The sequence below is a fragment of the Vibrio sp. 10N.222.55.C7 genome (genome assembly GCF_041473335.1).
GTDB lineage: Bacteria > Pseudomonadota > Gammaproteobacteria > Enterobacterales > Vibrionaceae > Vibrio > Vibrio crassostreae_C.
The window spans coordinates 24,381-41,162 of record NZ_JBFRSC010000029.1 but is presented as its reverse complement, the minus strand read 5'-3'; the positions used below and the strand labels follow the sequence as shown (position 1 = coordinate 41,162).

At 43.6% G+C, this 16,782-nt stretch carries 13 protein-coding genes; 9 read left to right on the top strand and 4 right to left on the bottom strand.

Annotation, left to right across the window (positions count from 1 at the left end; all coding sequences use genetic code 11):
• Positions 1–119: 119 nt before the first annotated feature.
• Genes AB4482_RS11370 through AB4482_RS11360 form a run of 3 tightly spaced genes read left to right on the top strand, consistent with a single transcriptional unit; the run spans position 120 to position 5,319 of the window.
• The gene (locus AB4482_RS11370; protein ID WP_017064636.1) at positions 120–1,208 is read left to right on the top strand and encodes an efflux RND transporter periplasmic adaptor subunit; all 1,089 of its coding nucleotides are present in this window, start codon (positions 120–122) and stop codon (positions 1,206–1,208) included.
• Complete coding sequence (locus AB4482_RS11365) at positions 1,208–2,263, top strand: efflux RND transporter periplasmic adaptor subunit (RefSeq protein WP_372180950.1); 1,056 nt, start codon at positions 1,208–1,210, stop codon at positions 2,261–2,263. The genes AB4482_RS11370 and AB4482_RS11365 overlap by 1 nt, the downstream gene beginning before the upstream one ends.
• A complete protein-coding gene (locus AB4482_RS11360; protein WP_372180948.1) occupies positions 2,260–5,319 on the top strand; it encodes an efflux RND transporter permease subunit in 3,060 nt (1,019 codons plus the stop codon). The genes AB4482_RS11365 and AB4482_RS11360 overlap by 4 nt, the downstream gene beginning before the upstream one ends.
• 199 nt (positions 5,320–5,518) lie before the next feature.
• Here AB4482_RS11360 and AB4482_RS11355 read toward each other — a convergent pair whose 3' ends face one another.
• Together AB4482_RS11355 and AB4482_RS11350 are read right to left on the bottom strand one after the other, a co-directional pair.
• The gene (locus tag AB4482_RS11355; protein WP_372132455.1) at positions 5,519–6,256 is read right to left on the bottom strand and encodes an EAL domain-containing protein; all 738 of its coding nucleotides are present in this window, start codon (positions 6,254–6,256) and stop codon (positions 5,519–5,521) included.
• 576 nt (positions 6,257–6,832) lie between these two features.
• Positions 6,833–7,468, bottom strand: coding sequence for a hypothetical protein (locus AB4482_RS11350; protein ID WP_017069925.1), 636 nt, complete (start codon positions 7,466–7,468; stop codon positions 6,833–6,835).
• 252 nt (positions 7,469–7,720) lie between these two features.
• On the opposite strand from AB4482_RS11350, the gene AB4482_RS11345 reads away from it, so the two are divergent.
• The 3 genes from AB4482_RS11345 (at position 7,721) to AB4482_RS11335 (ending at position 9,225) form a co-directional block, all read left to right on the top strand.
• Positions 7,721–7,966 carry a DUF2164 domain-containing protein gene (locus tag AB4482_RS11345; protein ID WP_229647529.1) on the top strand — a complete coding sequence of 82 codons (246 nt, stop codon included), beginning with the start codon at positions 7,721–7,723 and terminating at the stop codon, positions 7,964–7,966.
• A gap of 153 nt (positions 7,967–8,119) precedes the next feature.
• Positions 8,120–8,659 carry a cytochrome b gene (locus AB4482_RS11340; protein WP_017067366.1) on the top strand — a complete coding sequence of 180 codons (540 nt, stop codon included), beginning with the start codon at positions 8,120–8,122 and terminating at the stop codon, positions 8,657–8,659.
• Positions 8,656–9,225 carry a YceI family protein gene (locus AB4482_RS11335; protein ID WP_017064630.1) on the top strand — a complete coding sequence of 190 codons (570 nt, stop codon included), beginning with the start codon at positions 8,656–8,658 and terminating at the stop codon, positions 9,223–9,225. Before AB4482_RS11340 ends, AB4482_RS11335 begins: the two co-directional genes overlap by 4 nt.
• 274 nt (positions 9,226–9,499) lie before the next feature.
• Here the strand turns inward: AB4482_RS11335 and focA are convergent, their stop codons facing one another.
• Complete coding sequence (focA, locus tag AB4482_RS11330) at positions 9,500–10,951, bottom strand: formate transporter FocA (RefSeq protein WP_136978570.1); 1,452 nt, start codon at positions 10,949–10,951, stop codon at positions 9,500–9,502.
• Positions 10,952–11,224: 273 nt separating this feature from the next.
• Here focA and AB4482_RS11325 point away from each other — a divergent pair, with 273 nt between their 5' ends.
• Positions 11,225–12,130, top strand: coding sequence for a LysR substrate-binding domain-containing protein (locus tag AB4482_RS11325; RefSeq protein WP_104216361.1), 906 nt, complete (start codon positions 11,225–11,227; stop codon positions 12,128–12,130).
• A gap of 203 nt (positions 12,131–12,333) precedes the next feature.
• On the top strand, positions 12,334–12,828 hold the full coding sequence (locus tag AB4482_RS11320) for a DUF1097 domain-containing protein (RefSeq protein ID WP_010429538.1): 495 nt from the start codon (positions 12,334–12,336) through the stop codon (positions 12,826–12,828).
• A 171-nt stretch (positions 12,829–12,999) separates the two neighbouring features.
• On the opposite strand, the gene AB4482_RS11315 is transcribed toward AB4482_RS11320, so the two are convergent.
• The gene (locus tag AB4482_RS11315) at positions 13,000–14,751 is read right to left on the bottom strand and encodes an ATP-dependent endonuclease (RefSeq protein ID WP_017059816.1); all 1,752 of its coding nucleotides are present in this window, start codon (positions 14,749–14,751) and stop codon (positions 13,000–13,002) included.
• A gap of 238 nt (positions 14,752–14,989) precedes the next feature.
• Between AB4482_RS11315 and AB4482_RS11310 the strand changes: the two genes are divergently transcribed.
• Positions 14,990–16,729 carry a bifunctional UDP-sugar hydrolase/5'-nucleotidase gene (locus AB4482_RS11310; protein WP_372132450.1) on the top strand — a complete coding sequence of 580 codons (1,740 nt, stop codon included), beginning with the start codon at positions 14,990–14,992 and terminating at the stop codon, positions 16,727–16,729.
• The last annotated feature ends 53 nt before the right edge of the window (positions 16,730–16,782 follow it).

Here is a 16,782-nt window from a genome sequence, read left to right as displayed (position 1 = left end):
ACTGTTTTTACTCAAATAAAAAATACTGCACAGGTGGAAAGTAAAGCTTGTGGATTACGGAATTTTGAATATACTGCCCACCTGTGTAATAAATCATAATAATTAAATGGAGAGACATCATGCAGTTCAATTTGTCTATCAATGCCATATCGAGCAAGCGCATGGGAGCTGTTATTGCAGCACTATTGCTCGCAGGCTCTCTAACTGGATGTGACAAAGTTCAGTCAGAGGAAAATGTGCAGGTAATCAAGCCAGTCAAGCTGTTCGAAATCCCACAACAGACTGATATTGATCTCGATAGCTTCATTGCAAAGGTTGATGCAACCGACCGTGCGGCACTTTCTTTCCAAGTGGGTGGAGATATAGAAACCTTCGATGTTCGTATGGGACAAGAAGTGAAGAAAGGTCAGGTGTTAGCCGTATTAGACGCGACGGATTACCGTATTGCCGTTGACGCAGCCCAAGCTAAATTTGATCTGGCGAACAGCCAATACAAACAAGCTTCTGAGTTGTATGCGAAAAAACTGGTCAGTACCGATTACTACGACCAAGCCGTAAACACCTTTACTGCCGCTGAAGTTGAGTTGGACCAAGCAAAAACAAACCTTGGCTACACTACCTTAGTTGCTCCATTCGATGGCGTGGTATCGATGGTGTTTGGAAAGCAATATCAATTGATCGCAGAAAAGCAGCCTGTACTGAATATTTTGAATCACAGTGAAATGGATGTGACGTTTTCAATTCCAGTATCAAAGCTTGAAGACCGTTCTATTCAAGACCTAACGAGCTCAAACATGTGGGTTGTGATGGACAGCCACCGCGGCATTCGTATCCCGACTCGCTTTAAAGAAATCTCAACGCAACCAGATGAAGATACCAACAGCTACCAAGCGGTTGTGTCTATCGAAAAGCCAGAAGGCATCAATCTACTTTCTGGTATGACAGCGCAAGTTGAAGTTCAGAAAAGTAAATCTGACTACGGCATTGGTATTGTGGATTCAGCTTGGTTAAACAAAGACGTAGGCCATGGTGAACTATGGCGTTATAACCCTGACTCTCAACTGATTTCTAAAGTACAAGTCCTTCTTGATGAGCAAGGCAAGGTTATCGACGGATTGTCGTCTGGTGACCTTATCGTTGAAGCGGGTGTGGATGTGTTATCAGACGGACAACAAGTAAAAGCTTGGCTTCGTGAGGGCGGTATTTAATGAACCTTTCAAAATTATCAGTTGTTGTCGCGTCGGTTCTGTTACTTCAAGCCTGTAACAATGAAGCTGTACACCGTGAACAACCACCTTTGTTGGTTTCTACCTTTGAAGTTGGCGCACCGCTTACTAATCAGTTCAGAAGTTTTAATGGACAGGTGATGCCAGCTGAATTGACTCCCTTGGCATTTAAGCTAGCAGGCGAGATTCAACAAGTATTAGTAGAAGCGGGCGACAATGTCGAAAAAGGGCAGTTATTAGCCACCTTAGATAACGCAACGTACGTACAAGATCTGACTGATGCTCAATCTCAATTCAAACTGGCAAGCAAACAGTTGGCCCGTGGAACGGAGATGTTTGGCAGCGAAATGTTATCGCAATCAGAACACGACCAACTGACGGCTAACTATAAGCTCGCATCGGCGAATTTGGCGGCGGCGAAACGCAAGCTGAGTTACACAGAACTTTTAGCGCCGTTCTCAGGAACAGTTTCAACTGTCGATAAGCAACGATTCGAAAATACGACGCCTGGAGAAACACTACTGAGTGTGTACCAGAACGACAAGGTGTATGTGCGAATTCAAGTATCAGATTCGATCTTGGCGTCAATTAGCCCAGACATGCGTTCAAATAGCTATCGTCCTGAGGCGACCTTTGGCGGTCACATAGGCCAATATCCACTGACGTATCTAGAACACACCAGTGAACTGCACCCACAATCCCGTACCTACGAATTTTGGATGCAGATGCAGCAGCCTGAAAGTGAAATCCTGCCAGGCACGAGCGTTACGGTCAATGTAGATATGGCGAAAGCGGGCCTGAGCGATGTTCAAGGCTACCAATTACCAATGACAACGCTAGAAGCGGGCTCTGAAGCGAATCAGTTCTATGTGTGGAAAATGGAAGACGGACAAGCATTCAAAAGCGAAGTAGAAGTCGACAAGATCAGTGGTCAAGGCGCACTCATCGCTCATGGTGTTGAGCAAGGTGAGCTACTCGTAAATTCGAATTTAAGAAAACTCCGTGACGGAATCCAATTGTCAGGAAAAGCAGAATGAACATCGCAGAATATTCAATAAAGAACAAAGTAATCAGCTGGCTGTTTCTAGTCATTTTGGCCATTGGCGGTGTGACGTCTTTTGGTAATCTATCCCGTTTAGAAGACCCAGCTTTTACCATTAAAGATGCAATGATTATTTCAACTTACCCTGGCGCTACGTCAATGGAAGTTGAAGAAGAGCTGACTTACCCACTAGAAAAAGAGATAAGACAGCTTCCGTACATCGACAAGATTACCTCGACATCATCGAACGGTATGTCCCAAATTATGGTCAGTATGAAGATGGACTACGGTCCAGACGAGCTGCCTCAGATCTGGGATGAAATGCGCCGTAAGATCAACGATCTACAACCAACACTGCCAAGTGGTGTAAATTCCGTTCAGATCATCGATGATTTTGGTGATGTGTTTGGTGTGATGATCATGCTGACCGGTGATGGTTACGATTACGTTGAGCTCAAACAGTACGCAGATTACCTAACGCGTGAAATCGAACTGGTCGACGGTGTCGGTAAAGTTAGCATTGCAGGTGACCAACAAGAACAACTGTTTGTTGAGATGTCACTGGAACGCTTAGCCGCATTGAACCTAGATATGTCGACGGTTACGTCACTGCTAGCACAGCAAAACAGTGTGGTATCGGCAGGCGAGGTGATGCTGAATGGTCAAAGCCTTACGATCAAGCCAAACGGCACCTTAAGCACGGTTGAAGAACTAGAAAACCTGATCATTCATGGTCGCGATACAGGTAACCTAATTCGTCTAAAAGACGTTGCTGAAGTGACTCGTGGTATTCAAGAAAAACCGGGTAATGTATTAACGTACAACGGTAAACCTGCAATCAACTTGGGTATTGCGTTCTCTTCTGGTGTAAACGTGGTTGAGATTGGTAAAGCACTGGATGCGGAACTGGATCGCCTAGAAAGCATTAAGCCAGCGGGTGTAGAACTGAATTACTTCTACAACCAAGCGCAAGAAGTAGACAAATCTGTGGCTGACTTCTTAATCAGCCTAGTTGAAGCGGTAGCCATCGTTATCATTGTATTGTTGTTCGCAATGGGCTTACGCAGTGGTTTGATCATCGGTTTGGTTCTTCTATTGACGGTATTCGGTACCTTCATCCTGATGGATTACAACGATGTTGAACTGCACCGCATCTCTCTGGGGGCACTGATCATCGCGCTGGGTATGCTGGTGGATAATGCGATTGTTGTCGTTGAAGGTATTTTGGTGGGCTTGAAGAAAGGCAAAACCAAGCTTCAAGCAGCGAAAGACATCGTCAAGCAAACACAATGGCCACTATTGGGCGCGACCATTATCGCTATCACAGCGTTTGCACCGATTGGTTTGTCGAAGGATGCGACAGGCGAATTCATGGGTTCACTGTTTTGGGTACTGTGTTTCTCACTGTTTTTGAGTTGGGTAACTGCACTAACACTAACGCCATTCCTTGCCGAGATGTTGCTTAAAGAAGAAGACAAGGTTGATGAGAACGAAGACCCATACAAAGGCATCCTGTTTGTGGTATTCGGTGCGTGTCTGAAAGTAGCACTTCGATTTAGATGGCTTACTGTAGTTAGTATGGTCGCTCTATTAGCAGTTTCTGTCGTCGGTTTTGGTATGGTGAAGCAGCAGTTCTTCCCGCCGTCAAATACCCCAATGTTTTACGTAGACATGTGGATGCCAGAAGGCACCGATGTTCGTGAAACGATCAAGCAGACAGAAAAAGTTGAAAGCTACATTCGCCAGCAAGACGACGTGGAGTTTGTAACGACAACGGTTGGGCAGGGCATGCAACGTTTCGCACTGACTTACCAACCAGAGAAAAGCTACGAAGCGTACGCCCAGTTACAAGTAAGAACCACTGACCGCGACACTATGTTTAAGGCTCTAGCGGCGCTAGACAAAGACTTAGCGAACGAATTTGAGCAACCAACGTTCCAGTTCAAGTTGATTGAGTTTGGCCCGTCACCAGCTTCAAAAATCGAGGCTCGTATTAGTGGTGCCGACCCACAAATCTTGCGCAGTATTGCGGTTGAAGTGGAAGACATCTTGTTAGCCGATCCAGGCTCTCGAAATGTTCGTCACGACTGGCGTGAACGTACCAAAGAGCTCGTGCCATTGTTTAACGAATCAAAGGCGCGTCGTCTTGGTATTTCAAAGACGGATCTGTCCGAGACGTTACAGATGGCGTTTGGTGGCTACAACATCGGTTTACTGCGTGATGGTACTCATATGTTGCCTATTGTTGCGCGTTTACCGGAAGAAGAGCGTTTTGATTTCGAATCGCTAAACAATGTGAAGATTTGGAGCCCATCACTACAAACTTACATCCCAGTTGAGCAAGTGATTGATGGCGTAGAGCTTCAATGGTCTGAGCCACTGATTCAGCGTCGCGACAGAAAACGTACGCTAACAGTATTGGCTGACCACGATGTTCTTGGTGATGAAACGCCAGCGAGTCTGTTTGCTCGTGTGAAACCAAAGGTAGAAGCATTAGATTTACCAGAAGGCTACAGCATTAGCTGGGGTGGTGAGTACGAAAGCTCTAAAGATGCGCAAGAATCTCTGTTTGGCTCACTGCCAATGGGTTACTTGCTGATGTTTATCATCACGATGCTTCTGTTTAACTCGGTTCGTAAGCCGCTTGTGATTTGGTTTACGGTTCCACTCTCTATCATTGGTGTTTCAATTGGTCTGTTAGGTACCAATATGCCATTCAGCTTCACAGCGTTCCTTGGCTTATTGAGTCTAAGCGGCATGATTTTGAAGAACGGCATTGTACTGCTTGACCAGATCAACAGTGAGCTATCAACAGGTAAAGACCCATACCTAGCGGTTGTAGACAGCGCGATCAGTCGTGTACGACCGGTATCTATGGCAGCACTGACGACTATCTTGGGGATGATTCCCTTGGTATTCGATGCATTTTTCGGCTCAATGGCGATTACCATCATGGCAGGCTTAGGCTTTGCTACCGTACTAACGCTAATAGTAGTACCAGTGATGTTCGCTATTCTATATAGAATCAAACCGTCCACTGCGGGTTATTAGGGATTGATATAAAACAGATTCTTTTAAGCCAGCCCAGTCAATTTTGACTGGGCTTTTTTATGGGTGTGACTTGGCGATACAAGATCGTGCTAAGAGACTATAGCGTCAGCGAGCGTTGCGTTAAGAAAGAGATAGGTATCAAAAAGCCGCTAACCAATGGTAAAGCGGCTTCCTGTAGAATAGAGAATAGAGGGCACTTCTAGATTGCGAGGCGAATATCCAACTCAATCGGCTTTGGCATAGCTAAGTGATAACCTTGATACATATCGAAGCCTAAATTTTGCATCGCTGCGAGTTGTTGTTGGGTTTCTATCCCTTCGATTACTGTCTTCGCACCGATTTGGGTAGCAAGCTTTAGGGCCAATTCCATTTCACATGTGTCGCCTTGTTCAAAGTCCAACATAACCGAGCGGTCTATCTTGATGATATGAGGGTTAATGTGACGAACGCGCTGTTCGGTTGATGCTTGTGTACCAAAATCATCGACAGCGATTTGAAAGCCATTATCCGCAAGAGAAAGAGCGGCATCTTTCAAACGCTCTTCACTTTCTGCGTTCAACTCTACCAACTCCATCACTATCTGTTCGCATGAAAGGTTAAGCTCGTGAAGGCGTTTAGCTAACAAGCTATCGCTGACCTTTTCTGCAGCAAACAACTCACCAACGTTTGGAAGAACGTTCAAAAATAGATGTAAATGACGGATTGTCGATTGTGCGAAGTTACGGATATGAATCGCTCGACTCAACCTCTCTACATTGATTTTGTCTGTGCTTGAGGTTTCGTCGGAATGGAAGAAGTGATCAGGACGAACAATATCACCTTTGTTATTTGAAATGCGCACCAAAGCCTCAACACCTATTTGAGTCATAGAAGAGTCGAATATAGGTTGATAGACGCTTCTAAGCGTCAGGTCTTGGTATTTCGCAATAAACTGCATATCAGCATCTACGGATATACAGCTAATAAATTCACTTCTGTCTGATAAAATCATAGTCGCTAGTAAAGAGGGCTTATTCAATGGCGGACGTACATGTCGCGGCTGTCACAATATTGACAGGTGTAAGTAAATTGTCAATTAATAAAAACTCATTTGTAGAGTCAATATTTAAATAAATATAATTAACGAAAAAACAGCATGATAATTGATATTAGTCATTAAAATTACTTATTATTCACCATTAATAATGACTATTGTGAATTTAATCTCTGAGTAATCTATCTCATATCAACACCAATCAATATAAGCTTTCAACGTCAATACACCAGGTGAAAGTAAGGATAAAGCCTCAGGTTATGGGGGAATGTCAAAGTTACATTATTAACAAACAACTCTGTTTGCATATAAATGATATCTACTTCTCAAAATATGAACGATGAGCTGATAAGTTATTATTTTATCGAAGATAAATTTTGATTGATTATTGGGTAGGGCTTGAGTTGGGTTTTATAAAATATTGGGATGGAGGTCTAACTATTTACTTTCAAGACTGATTAAAAAAGTTGACCCGTATTCTTACTGCCATTGAAGTACTGCGTAAAGTTGCAGGTATTTACGAACCAGTTGTTGATTTCCTGACCGCTTTAAAGGGTGTCCAAATTTAATGAAGCAAGGGCTGATTTTAAAATTATTATTTAAGTCAGTAGCGAATTGAGAATCACTCTCTCTTAGCGTGATACCTTGTTGGCTATATTCCGTGATCTCGTCTGGGAGTTCACCCATCCACCAATGCAATAATTCACCACTGTTTTTACTTCGGCTAATCCAATGGTCGGAGACAATGATCAAAACGTCATTGGGTTGAATGGAAAATCCATACTCTTGTTGCCAATTATGGATGTCCAACATTAACTTTCTACGACAGGTTTTCCCGGCGCTCACCATATGATGACTGATCATCCAAACGGTACCAATTTCGGAAGATATTCGGAAGTGTCGAGGCGTTTCGCCAGAAGAAAGCATTTCAAGTGGGCTGATGTTGCTTGCATGATTAAAGCTAACGAAGGTGTGCTCCATTCGGCGAGCAAATGCCTTTCCTATATGGTGCTCACTGATCCCTTGATTGTGCACCGTAGGGTAATGGCGTTCACAGAGCTTTAGGCAATCGTCTTGAAATTGATTAACGCTTTTAATCACTAGATCTAATAACAATGAAGTCCCTTATACACAGCTACTATCTTATTGATGGGCAATAGTACGGTAATTGCGGTTCCGTTACCTATCGTCAAAGTGCGAGTTCTTGATCTCTCTATCAAAATTAACCATTGCTGAGTGATTTTATGGATAGCACTGGCGCTCTACAGGTCTGTATTCTAAATTATGAGGAATTCTAGCTAGTTACCTCGACTATAGTCTAGTCAGCAAATCACAATTGATCTACTTACTCTTTATTTGGAAACATTCATGACCATTCAATTAGATTCGAAACAAAAGTCTGAGCTTACTAATACGCTCCAAAAGTACCTGCAAGATGAACTTGATGTGGAGCTTGGTCAGTTCGACACGGAATTCTTGGTCGATTTCATAAGTAAAAAGTTTGGGGCGGTTTACTACAACAAAGGGATAGAAGACGCTCAAAAAGTCATGGAACGTAAAATGTTAGATATCTCAGATGAGCTTTACGAGATCGAACAAATCGTTGAAATCTAACGTTTAGCCCAAACTTGTTCAAATAATTTGAATAACTCGTTTAATTTGAAATGATGTTACCAATGTAAAGCTTGGTAAATAATATGTTACACAAACTTGGTGTAGGGTACGCTTTTCGAAACTACACTACTCGTTAACATTCGGAAGAGATGCATGGACAACAACGTTAGAAATTACAACCCTTTAGCAAGAGCGATGCATTGGATTTCAGCTCTCGCGGTATTTGGCTTATTTGGTGTAGGCCTGTGGATGGTTGATCTTTCATACTACAGCGAGTGGTACAAAACAGCGCCAGACTATCACCGCTCGGTAGGCATTCTTTTGGCTGCCGTTACTGTTATCCGCTTGGTCTGGAAACTAGTTACCGCGTCACCTAAAGTGGAAGGTAAAAGCTATGAAGTTGCAGCAGCGAAGATCGCTCACGGCTTCATGTACATCAACTTAGCGGTTTTGTTTATTTCAGGTTATTTGATTTCGACATCAGATGGCCGCGGGATAGAGGTATTCAATTGGTTCACTGTACCAAGTATGGGTGAACTGTTTGCAAACCAATCTGATCTCGCAGGTACGGTTCACTACTATGCTGCATGGGTACTGATCATTATGGCATCAGTGCACGCCTTAGCGGCGATAAAACACCACGTTATCGACAAAGACGATACGCTACGAAAAATGATAGGAGCTTCAAAATGAAAAAGTCAATTATCGCTACAGGATTAGCATTTGCTATGGCAATGCCTTTCGCTGCGAACGCCGCTGATTACGTGATTGATACAAAAGGTGCGCATGCTTCAGTTAACTTTAAAGTTAGCCACCTAGGTTATAGCTTTATCCAAGGCCGTTTTAACACATTCTCAGGTGATTTCTCATTTGATGAAAGCAACGTTGAAGCATCAAAAGTAAACGTAACTATTGATACAACAAGCCTTGATTCAAACCACGCAGAGCGTGACAAGCACATCCGTAGCTCTGACTTCATTGATGCAGGTAAATTCTCTGACGCTACTTTCAACAGCACAAAAGTGGTTGATAAAGGCAACGGCAAACTTGAAGTAATGGGTGACCTTAAGCTTCACGGCGTAACTAAGCCAATCGTTATCGAAGCTGAATTCATCGGTGCTGGTCAAGACCCTTGGGGCGGTGAGCGTGCTGGTTTCGTGGGTACAACTCGTCTAGAACTTGCTGACTTCAACATTCCAGTAATGGGCGCTTCAAGCTATGTAGACATGGAACTACACGTTGAAGGCGTAAAAAAGTAATCTAGCTTTCTAGCTCTCTGACAGGTATCAACATTATTTAGAAATATCAAAAGTTTGGTCGATACTAAATAGGTCAGCAGTTAGAAATAGAGAAAGGCGCAAAGTTTTCACTTTGCGCCTTTTTTATTGAGATAAATGGCAACGCGTTTAGGTCTGTTTTGTGTCAAACCGTTTAGTACGTTAAAAGCCACCATTTGCCTCTAGCCAGTCAACGTTGCCATGACTGAGTTATCTAATTGAACTACTAATCCCTAATAGTTCAACTTACGATTAGTTAAGCTGTTTCTAGTTCAGCTTGAGGAACCACGTTTAGTCGGTCACCGTAGATTGGACGCAGTGCTTGCATCACTTCAATGCGAGTCAACACACCCACCATCACGCCATTTTCTAACACTGGAAGCATATGTGGTTGGCTTACTTTCATCGCTTTTGCACGCTCTTCTAGAGAAAGAGATGTCAAGCGAGTTGCGAAGCCCATGCTTGTCGTCGGGTACAGTTGCTCTTTGTCGATGCATAGGAACTCAGCAACGTCTACTAGCTTGTCGTTTGCATCGATTGCCACAACGTCACGGCTCATTAGGTCTACGACTTTTTGGCCTTTAGTTGGGATGTAATCTTGGCACCAAAGGTCAACCATTACGTCATGAACAGAGAAGATACCCACTAGACGGCCTTCAACATCACAAACAGGAGCGCTAACAAGTTGCGCGTCTAAAAGTGTATCAATCGCGACTGATGTTGGCATTTCAACGCTCAATGTAATTGGTTGAGTGTTCATGATTTGCTTGATAGTAGTTGCTGTGTTCATAGTAATTTCCTTAACTGACGTAATTTCTGTTGTTTGTGTAATAGCGGTAATTTTTGCTGCTTTAAGTTGTGGGCGACGGTAGATACTCCAGTTGGCTAAGCCGACCAATACTGAACCACCTACGATGTTGCCGATTGTCACTGGTATTAAGTTTGCTGTGACAAATTGCATGACGTTTAAGTCTGCGTACTGCGCTGGTGTTGCACCGATTTGCATCCAGAAGCTTTCCGGGGCGAATGTTTGAATCGTGATGCCTAGAGGAACCATGAACATATTCGCCACACAGTGTTCAAAGCCTGAGCTTACGAACATTGCAACGGGTAACACGGTCATCATTGCTTTGGTCATTGCGTTAGCAGAGCTGAACGTTAACCAAATCGCTAAACACACCAACAAGTTACAAAGCACACCCAAAGCAAACGCTTGAACTGGGGTGTGGTGTAGCTTGTGTTGAGCAATGTTTAAAGCGTTTAAGCCCCATTGCCCGCCATCCAGTTGATACAAGCCTGCTGCGCTTACCAAAGCCAATAGGAACATGGCACCGATAAAGTTGCCGACATACACCTTGCCCCAGATAGACAGCATCTTCGTGAAGGTGATTTGCTTGTTAGCCCATGAGATGCTTGATAACACTGAGCTGGTAAATAGCTCACCACCGCAAATCACAATCAAGATCAAACCCATACTGAAGGCAAGACCGCCGGCTAAGCGACTCAGTCCCCATCCAGCATCAGCGCTGCCCGTGGTTACCGTGATGTAGAATAAAAAAGCAAGCCCGATGAATGCGCCAGCCATGATTGCCAAACTCAATGTCATGCTGCTGGTTTTATTTGCTTTACTTAATGCAAACTTCTCTGCTTCCGCCATCATTTCTGTTGGTGAGAACAGTTGATGATTTTCAGAAGTGCTGGTTGCCATATCCCCCCCTTGAACAATCCGTCATGTGTAATTCCTAGTGTTAATGACCTGGTTAATCCGTAATGGTTAATCAGTAATGTTTTGCAGGGCTCGTTGTGTCCTGCCATTCCAGATTAGGGCGTTGAGGGGTAGAGGTAAAATTGATAATTTTTAGAAACCACATCAAATTTATTGATATAGATTTGGTTACGCGTAGAATGAAATTGATTGCTCATTGGCTTTATAAAAAACGAGCATCAGGACACAAATAATTAAAAGCATTAAGGATGAATTTTGCGTTATTCATTAAAGCAACTCGCGGTATTTGATGCAGTAGCAGACTCCGGGAGCGTTAGTCAGGCAGCAGACAAATTGGCGTTGACTCAGTCAGCAACAAGTATGTCTCTTGCACAGTTGGAAAAAATGCTCGGCAGGCCTTTGTTTGAAAGGCAGGGCAAGCAAATGGCCCTGACTCATTGGGGCATGTGGTTAAGACCAAAAGCGAAGCGTTTACTGCAAGATGCGCAGCAAATTGAGATGGGTTTTTACGAGCAGCATTTGTTGAGTGGCGAACTCAAATTAGGTGCTAGCCAAACTCCAGCGGAACACCTCGTTCCGGATCTCATCAGTATTATTGATAACGACTTTCCTGAGATGCGAATCTCGCTTGGCGTGCAAAGTACCGACGCAGTCATTGATGGTGTATTAGATTATCAATATGACTTGGGTGTTATCGAAGGTCGTTGTGATGACAACCGAGTTCACCAAGAAGTGTGGTGTACGGACCATTTAACGGTGGTTGCATCGGCTCATCACCCGTTTGCGAAGCGTGAACGAGTAAGCTTGGCGCAATTAGAACAAGCAAAATGGGTATTACGTGAACATGGTTCGGGTACTCGCAAAGTTTTTGATAGCTCTATTCACCATTTAATTGGTGATCTTGATGTTTGGCGAGAGTATGAACACGTTCCTGTTTTAAGAAGTTTGGTTGCAAACGGCCCATATTTAACGTGTTTACCTTATCTCGATGTCGAACAGTTTGTTGAGTCTGGTCAACTGGTCACATTAAATGTCCCTGAGCTTGAAATGGAAAGAACCTTGTCCTTTATTTGGCGTGCAGATATGTCTGAGAACCCACTCGCTGAGTGCATTAAGCGTGAAGGTAAACGCATGATGAAAGGTAAACGGTCGGTTCTGTAACCTAGATTTGATAAAATACTAATAACCAAATATGTTGAATAAGCGATGTCGGTCTCTATATGGTGATAAATGCACATTCGCATACATTATTAATGTGATCATGATCGGCTAAATCAGAACTCTCTTCACATAATATACTCACTCGATTTTAAGTGAGGCTAAATCCGGTTGTAGAAACCCTACAGTTAGGCTTTAGAAATAGTATGAGTACATTAGTCGCGATTTCATTAACAACAGGTATCTTGTCAGGTCTATGGGGGTGGATTGCTATCTCTTTCGGTCTGTTGTCATGGGCAGGTTTCTTAGGTTGCACCAGTTACTTTGCTTCGCCAACGGGCGGTGTAAAAGGGCTAGCAAGCAGCTTATTAACCAATATGACAGGTGTATTCTGGGCGATGGTGATTATCGAAAGCTCAACCTTCGCAGGTCTAGAGATTTTAGGCTATATGATTACCGCTATCGTTGCTTTCTTTATGTGTATTCAAGCGAAACAAGCGTGGCTAGGTTATATCCCCGGCACCTTTATTGGTTGTTGTGCGACGTTTGCTGCAGGTGGCGATTGGCAACTTGTAGTGCCGTCTTTGCTGCTTGGTGGTGTATTCGGATACTTGATGAAAGCAACGGGGCTATGGCTTCACGAGAAATCGACTCAATCTTCGGAAGTTGTTGAACAACACGCTAAACAGGCAAAGGCTTAATTCGTTAACCTAACCTTAGTTAGTCACTGTGAACTCTTGCAAGATAACCCCCAATTAATTTGTATATCGATTTATACAGGCACACCGTTTGGTGTGCCTTTTTTGGTTGAGGCGACTAGCTAAATATTTCATCAGTAGAGCAACTGATAGCATCTATAAAACAAATTATGTTTAGGTATTTCCATTCGCCATGGTGATCACGCGTTTTAATGTCCACCTTAATAAAAGCGGAATGCATTCTTGTCCTTGATTCTCGCAATGAGAAACAATGGCGAGTGCAAGGTCGGGTTTTGCATGTTTCTTCAATACCTTGGCAACCACTTTCTTTGGAGGGATAGGGTGATCGTATGGAATCTTAACCATGTCACGGAAAAAGCTCTCAAATCCATTCATATATAGGTAATGCTCGATATCTTTATCTGGCAGTTCCGTGAGTCGATGTCTTTCCTGATCATTACCAAGCTTCGATAGCACCGTTGCTGCGTATTTTTTACCCGCCGCATCGCCGTCAGTTACCACATGCCAATCGATGCCAAACTCTTGCGCGACCTTAATCAGTGCCTTAAGTCCTGATTGGGCGAACTCAATAATCTGCACACCTTCTGCTGCTAGGTTATAGCCACATTGGTTGGCAAGTTCATTGAACAACCAAACCTCGGTTTCACCTTCTACTAATAGCCAACAGCGAGCAAATAGTGCCCCAGAGCGGTGGAAGCGGATATGAAAACCAATTCGTCGAAGTTCATCCTTACTGAAATGGTTCATGTTGAGTTGATTGGCGATGGTTTTGTCTGACTGACGAACCAAGCGACGAATCGATTGAAGTGGGACCGCCGCAAGTAGGTCGCCACTGTTGGTGGTCAGGATTTTCTGCATGGGCAATTTCTGCATCAAGCTCCAAGCCCTTGCCAAGTGTGTTGGGTGCAATCGACCTTCTGGATCTTCAAGGATCAACAGAGGGCGCGCACATCGCCTTAAGTCGTTTGGCCCTTTAGCTTGTAGATAAGCGTTAAGTAACCCCATGAATAATAAGCGAGTTTGTTTGTTCTTGGTCTCTTCGACGAGTTGATGAATGCTCTGATCATTGGTACCCGCAGAATAAAGCAATCCGTCTCGCTGTTTTCTAGGGTTACGACGAGAAGTACTTTTGAAAGAAAAATAGTGCTCAATCAAACTTTGCATCGACTCTAGGCTACTGCGCATTTCACCTTTATTAACATGTCCGGGTATCGCCATAAGACGGCGGCAGGTGTTGTCTATTCGTTTTTCTATTCTTGCTTGTCGACCATTACCGTTATTGGCGCCGTTTCCATTTGTTGTGCCATTGCTCGTGTGATGGTTCCCGTTCCCGTTTGAATTTGCATTAGTTGCGTGAACATTAGTCGGCAGGTGAGCATTGTGGTTAAGGGACTTGCCGTTGAAAGGACGATCAAAGTGCCTTGCATCACGCAAACGGATAACGGGATGTAAGGTCATTAATTCTTGAGCAAGCTTTTCTGAGTGATGGAGTTTGAGCGGATTACCGTCCAAACCAAGAAATGCATAGTGTGTTGTTGTCTCATACTGTTCTAACGTCGCGCTGATGCGATAGTAGATGCGAAATACGCCAAATTCATCTTGAACCCAAATAGGTTTGAGTTTGCGATAACGACCTGCGTTAAGTTCGCTCTTATCGTTAGCTTTTAAAGCGAGAACAATTTGAAGATGTTGAGACTGCGGGTGTGAAACAGAGTAATCGACATGAAAATCGGTCATTTCAAAGTGATATGGCACACCGTCTGAGGGCAGAATGACGGAAAGGGCATCCAATAATGAAGACTTACCCCAAGTATTTTCACCAATAAGCGTGGTTAGCTCGTCAAACGCGAGTGACATGCGCTTGATACCTCGAAAGCCAGAAATCTCGATTCTTTCTAGTTGCATAGGCTTACTCCTAACGGAAGGCTCTGCTAATTATTTGAAAGCTAACAGATATCTTTAATCATAATCGAAAAATCCAAATCCGGTATGCTCACCTGTCACAAAACCCGTTGTTTATTAATACGGTGCAAAATGAGATTTTTGATCTATCTCGAGTATTTTTTTGCAGTGCAGTTTCATAAAATTCACGATTCTGTCATGATTCTCGACCTAGTATGAAGGGACAAAGAGAGAAGAAAATATGACTAAAAAGAATAAGCCGACAAAAATAGTGTTGGCACACATCAACGACACCCACTCATACTTTGAACCAACCTCGTTACAGCTATCACTTAAAATGAACAACCACATCATTGAACCTTATGTCAGTGCTGGTGGCTTTGCTCGAATTTCAACACGCTTCAAACAAATAGAACAAGATGCCCAGCGTCAGAAGGTTGGAACCTTGTTCTTGCACGCTGGTGACTGCTTCCAAGGCACGTTGTACTTTTCCTTATTCAAGGGAAAAGCCAATGCCGATTTGTTGAATGCCCTTAATATAGATGCCATGACGCTCGGTAATCACGAGTTAGACATGGGTAATGAGCCCGTTGCGATTTTCGCGAAAAGAATCAAATTCCCGCTGTTGGCCGGTAACTGGAATCTATCGAATGAGGATATCAATAAAACTCATACGCTAGCGGACAACGACATTGTTAAGCCTTATCGGCCTGAAACACGAAGTGCTTCTTTTATAACGAAAGAGTTTGATGGCGAGAAGGTCGCAATATTCGGCTTAAGCATCGACAAGATGGCAGGCATCGCTAACCCAGATATCGATACACCGTTTGAAAATGCTTTGGAAACAGCAAAAGCGACCATTGAGCAAATCCATCAAGCAGGTATCAACAAGATTGTGTTACTTAGCCATCTTGGTTACGAAGCTGATTTAGAGTTAGCAGCCAACGTAACAGGTATTGGTGTCATCGTTGGTGGTCATAGTCATCGCTTACAAGGTGATTTCTCTGATATCGGCTTAGTTAAAGATGATGAATACGGTGTGAAAATTGGCGATACCTATGTTGTGCAATCGGGTTTCCACGCCATGAGCTTAGGACACTGCGAAATCGAGTTCGATTCTCAAGGCAAAGTGACGCACTTCAATGGTAAAAACGAACTGTTATTAGGCCGTCGACTCTTTATAGACGCGAAACTGAGTGAAGTAGGGCAAGACGATGCCCACGATATGGCGTGTGAGTTTTTAAACAATCACCCTAATATTGCAGTGTGTAAGAAAGATCCTGAGCTGCAGAGCATTCTGACGGATAAATACCAGCCGCGAGTTCGAAAGCTTCAGCAACAAGTGATTGCTCATGCAGACACTAAACTTCGCCATGTACGTATTCCAGATGCTAAAGGCCCGAGTCAACTAGCCCCCTTGGTTGCTCAATCATTTCACCATCTAATGAACAAGAAAGGGCATCAGGTTGACTTTGCCATTCACAACGCCGGTGGTGTAAGAAATTCACTGAACAGCGGCGATGTCTCTGTTGCCGATATTGCCGGAAAACTACTACCGTTTGCCGTACCTATTGGTGTGTATGAAGTAAAAGGTGAAACGATCGCTGGCATGCTTGAAGGTGCAATCAATAACGCGATTGATAATGGTGTCGTGGGCACAGGTTCAGGTAGCTTTCCTTATACACATAATTTGAGGTTTTGTTACCACAAAGAAGCGCCTATAGGACACAGGATTCACCATCTAGAAATTCACTCTGATGATTCAGGTTGGCAAGCTGTTTCTCGCAACCGTATTTACCGGGGCGCGTCGTCAGCCTATACAATGAAAGGCAAAGAGGGCTATAACGCTGTGTTGGATATGATCGGTGATGGCACGGTCACCACTGACTCTATGGCAGACTGCTTCATCGAGTTTCTGCAAGACCACCCAGAGTCGCTTCAACTCAATGAACCGTTGAATTGCATGGAGTGTTTTAGATAACTAAAGCTGATACTGATATTTAACACTATTACTTTGGGTTATTTATAAAATTG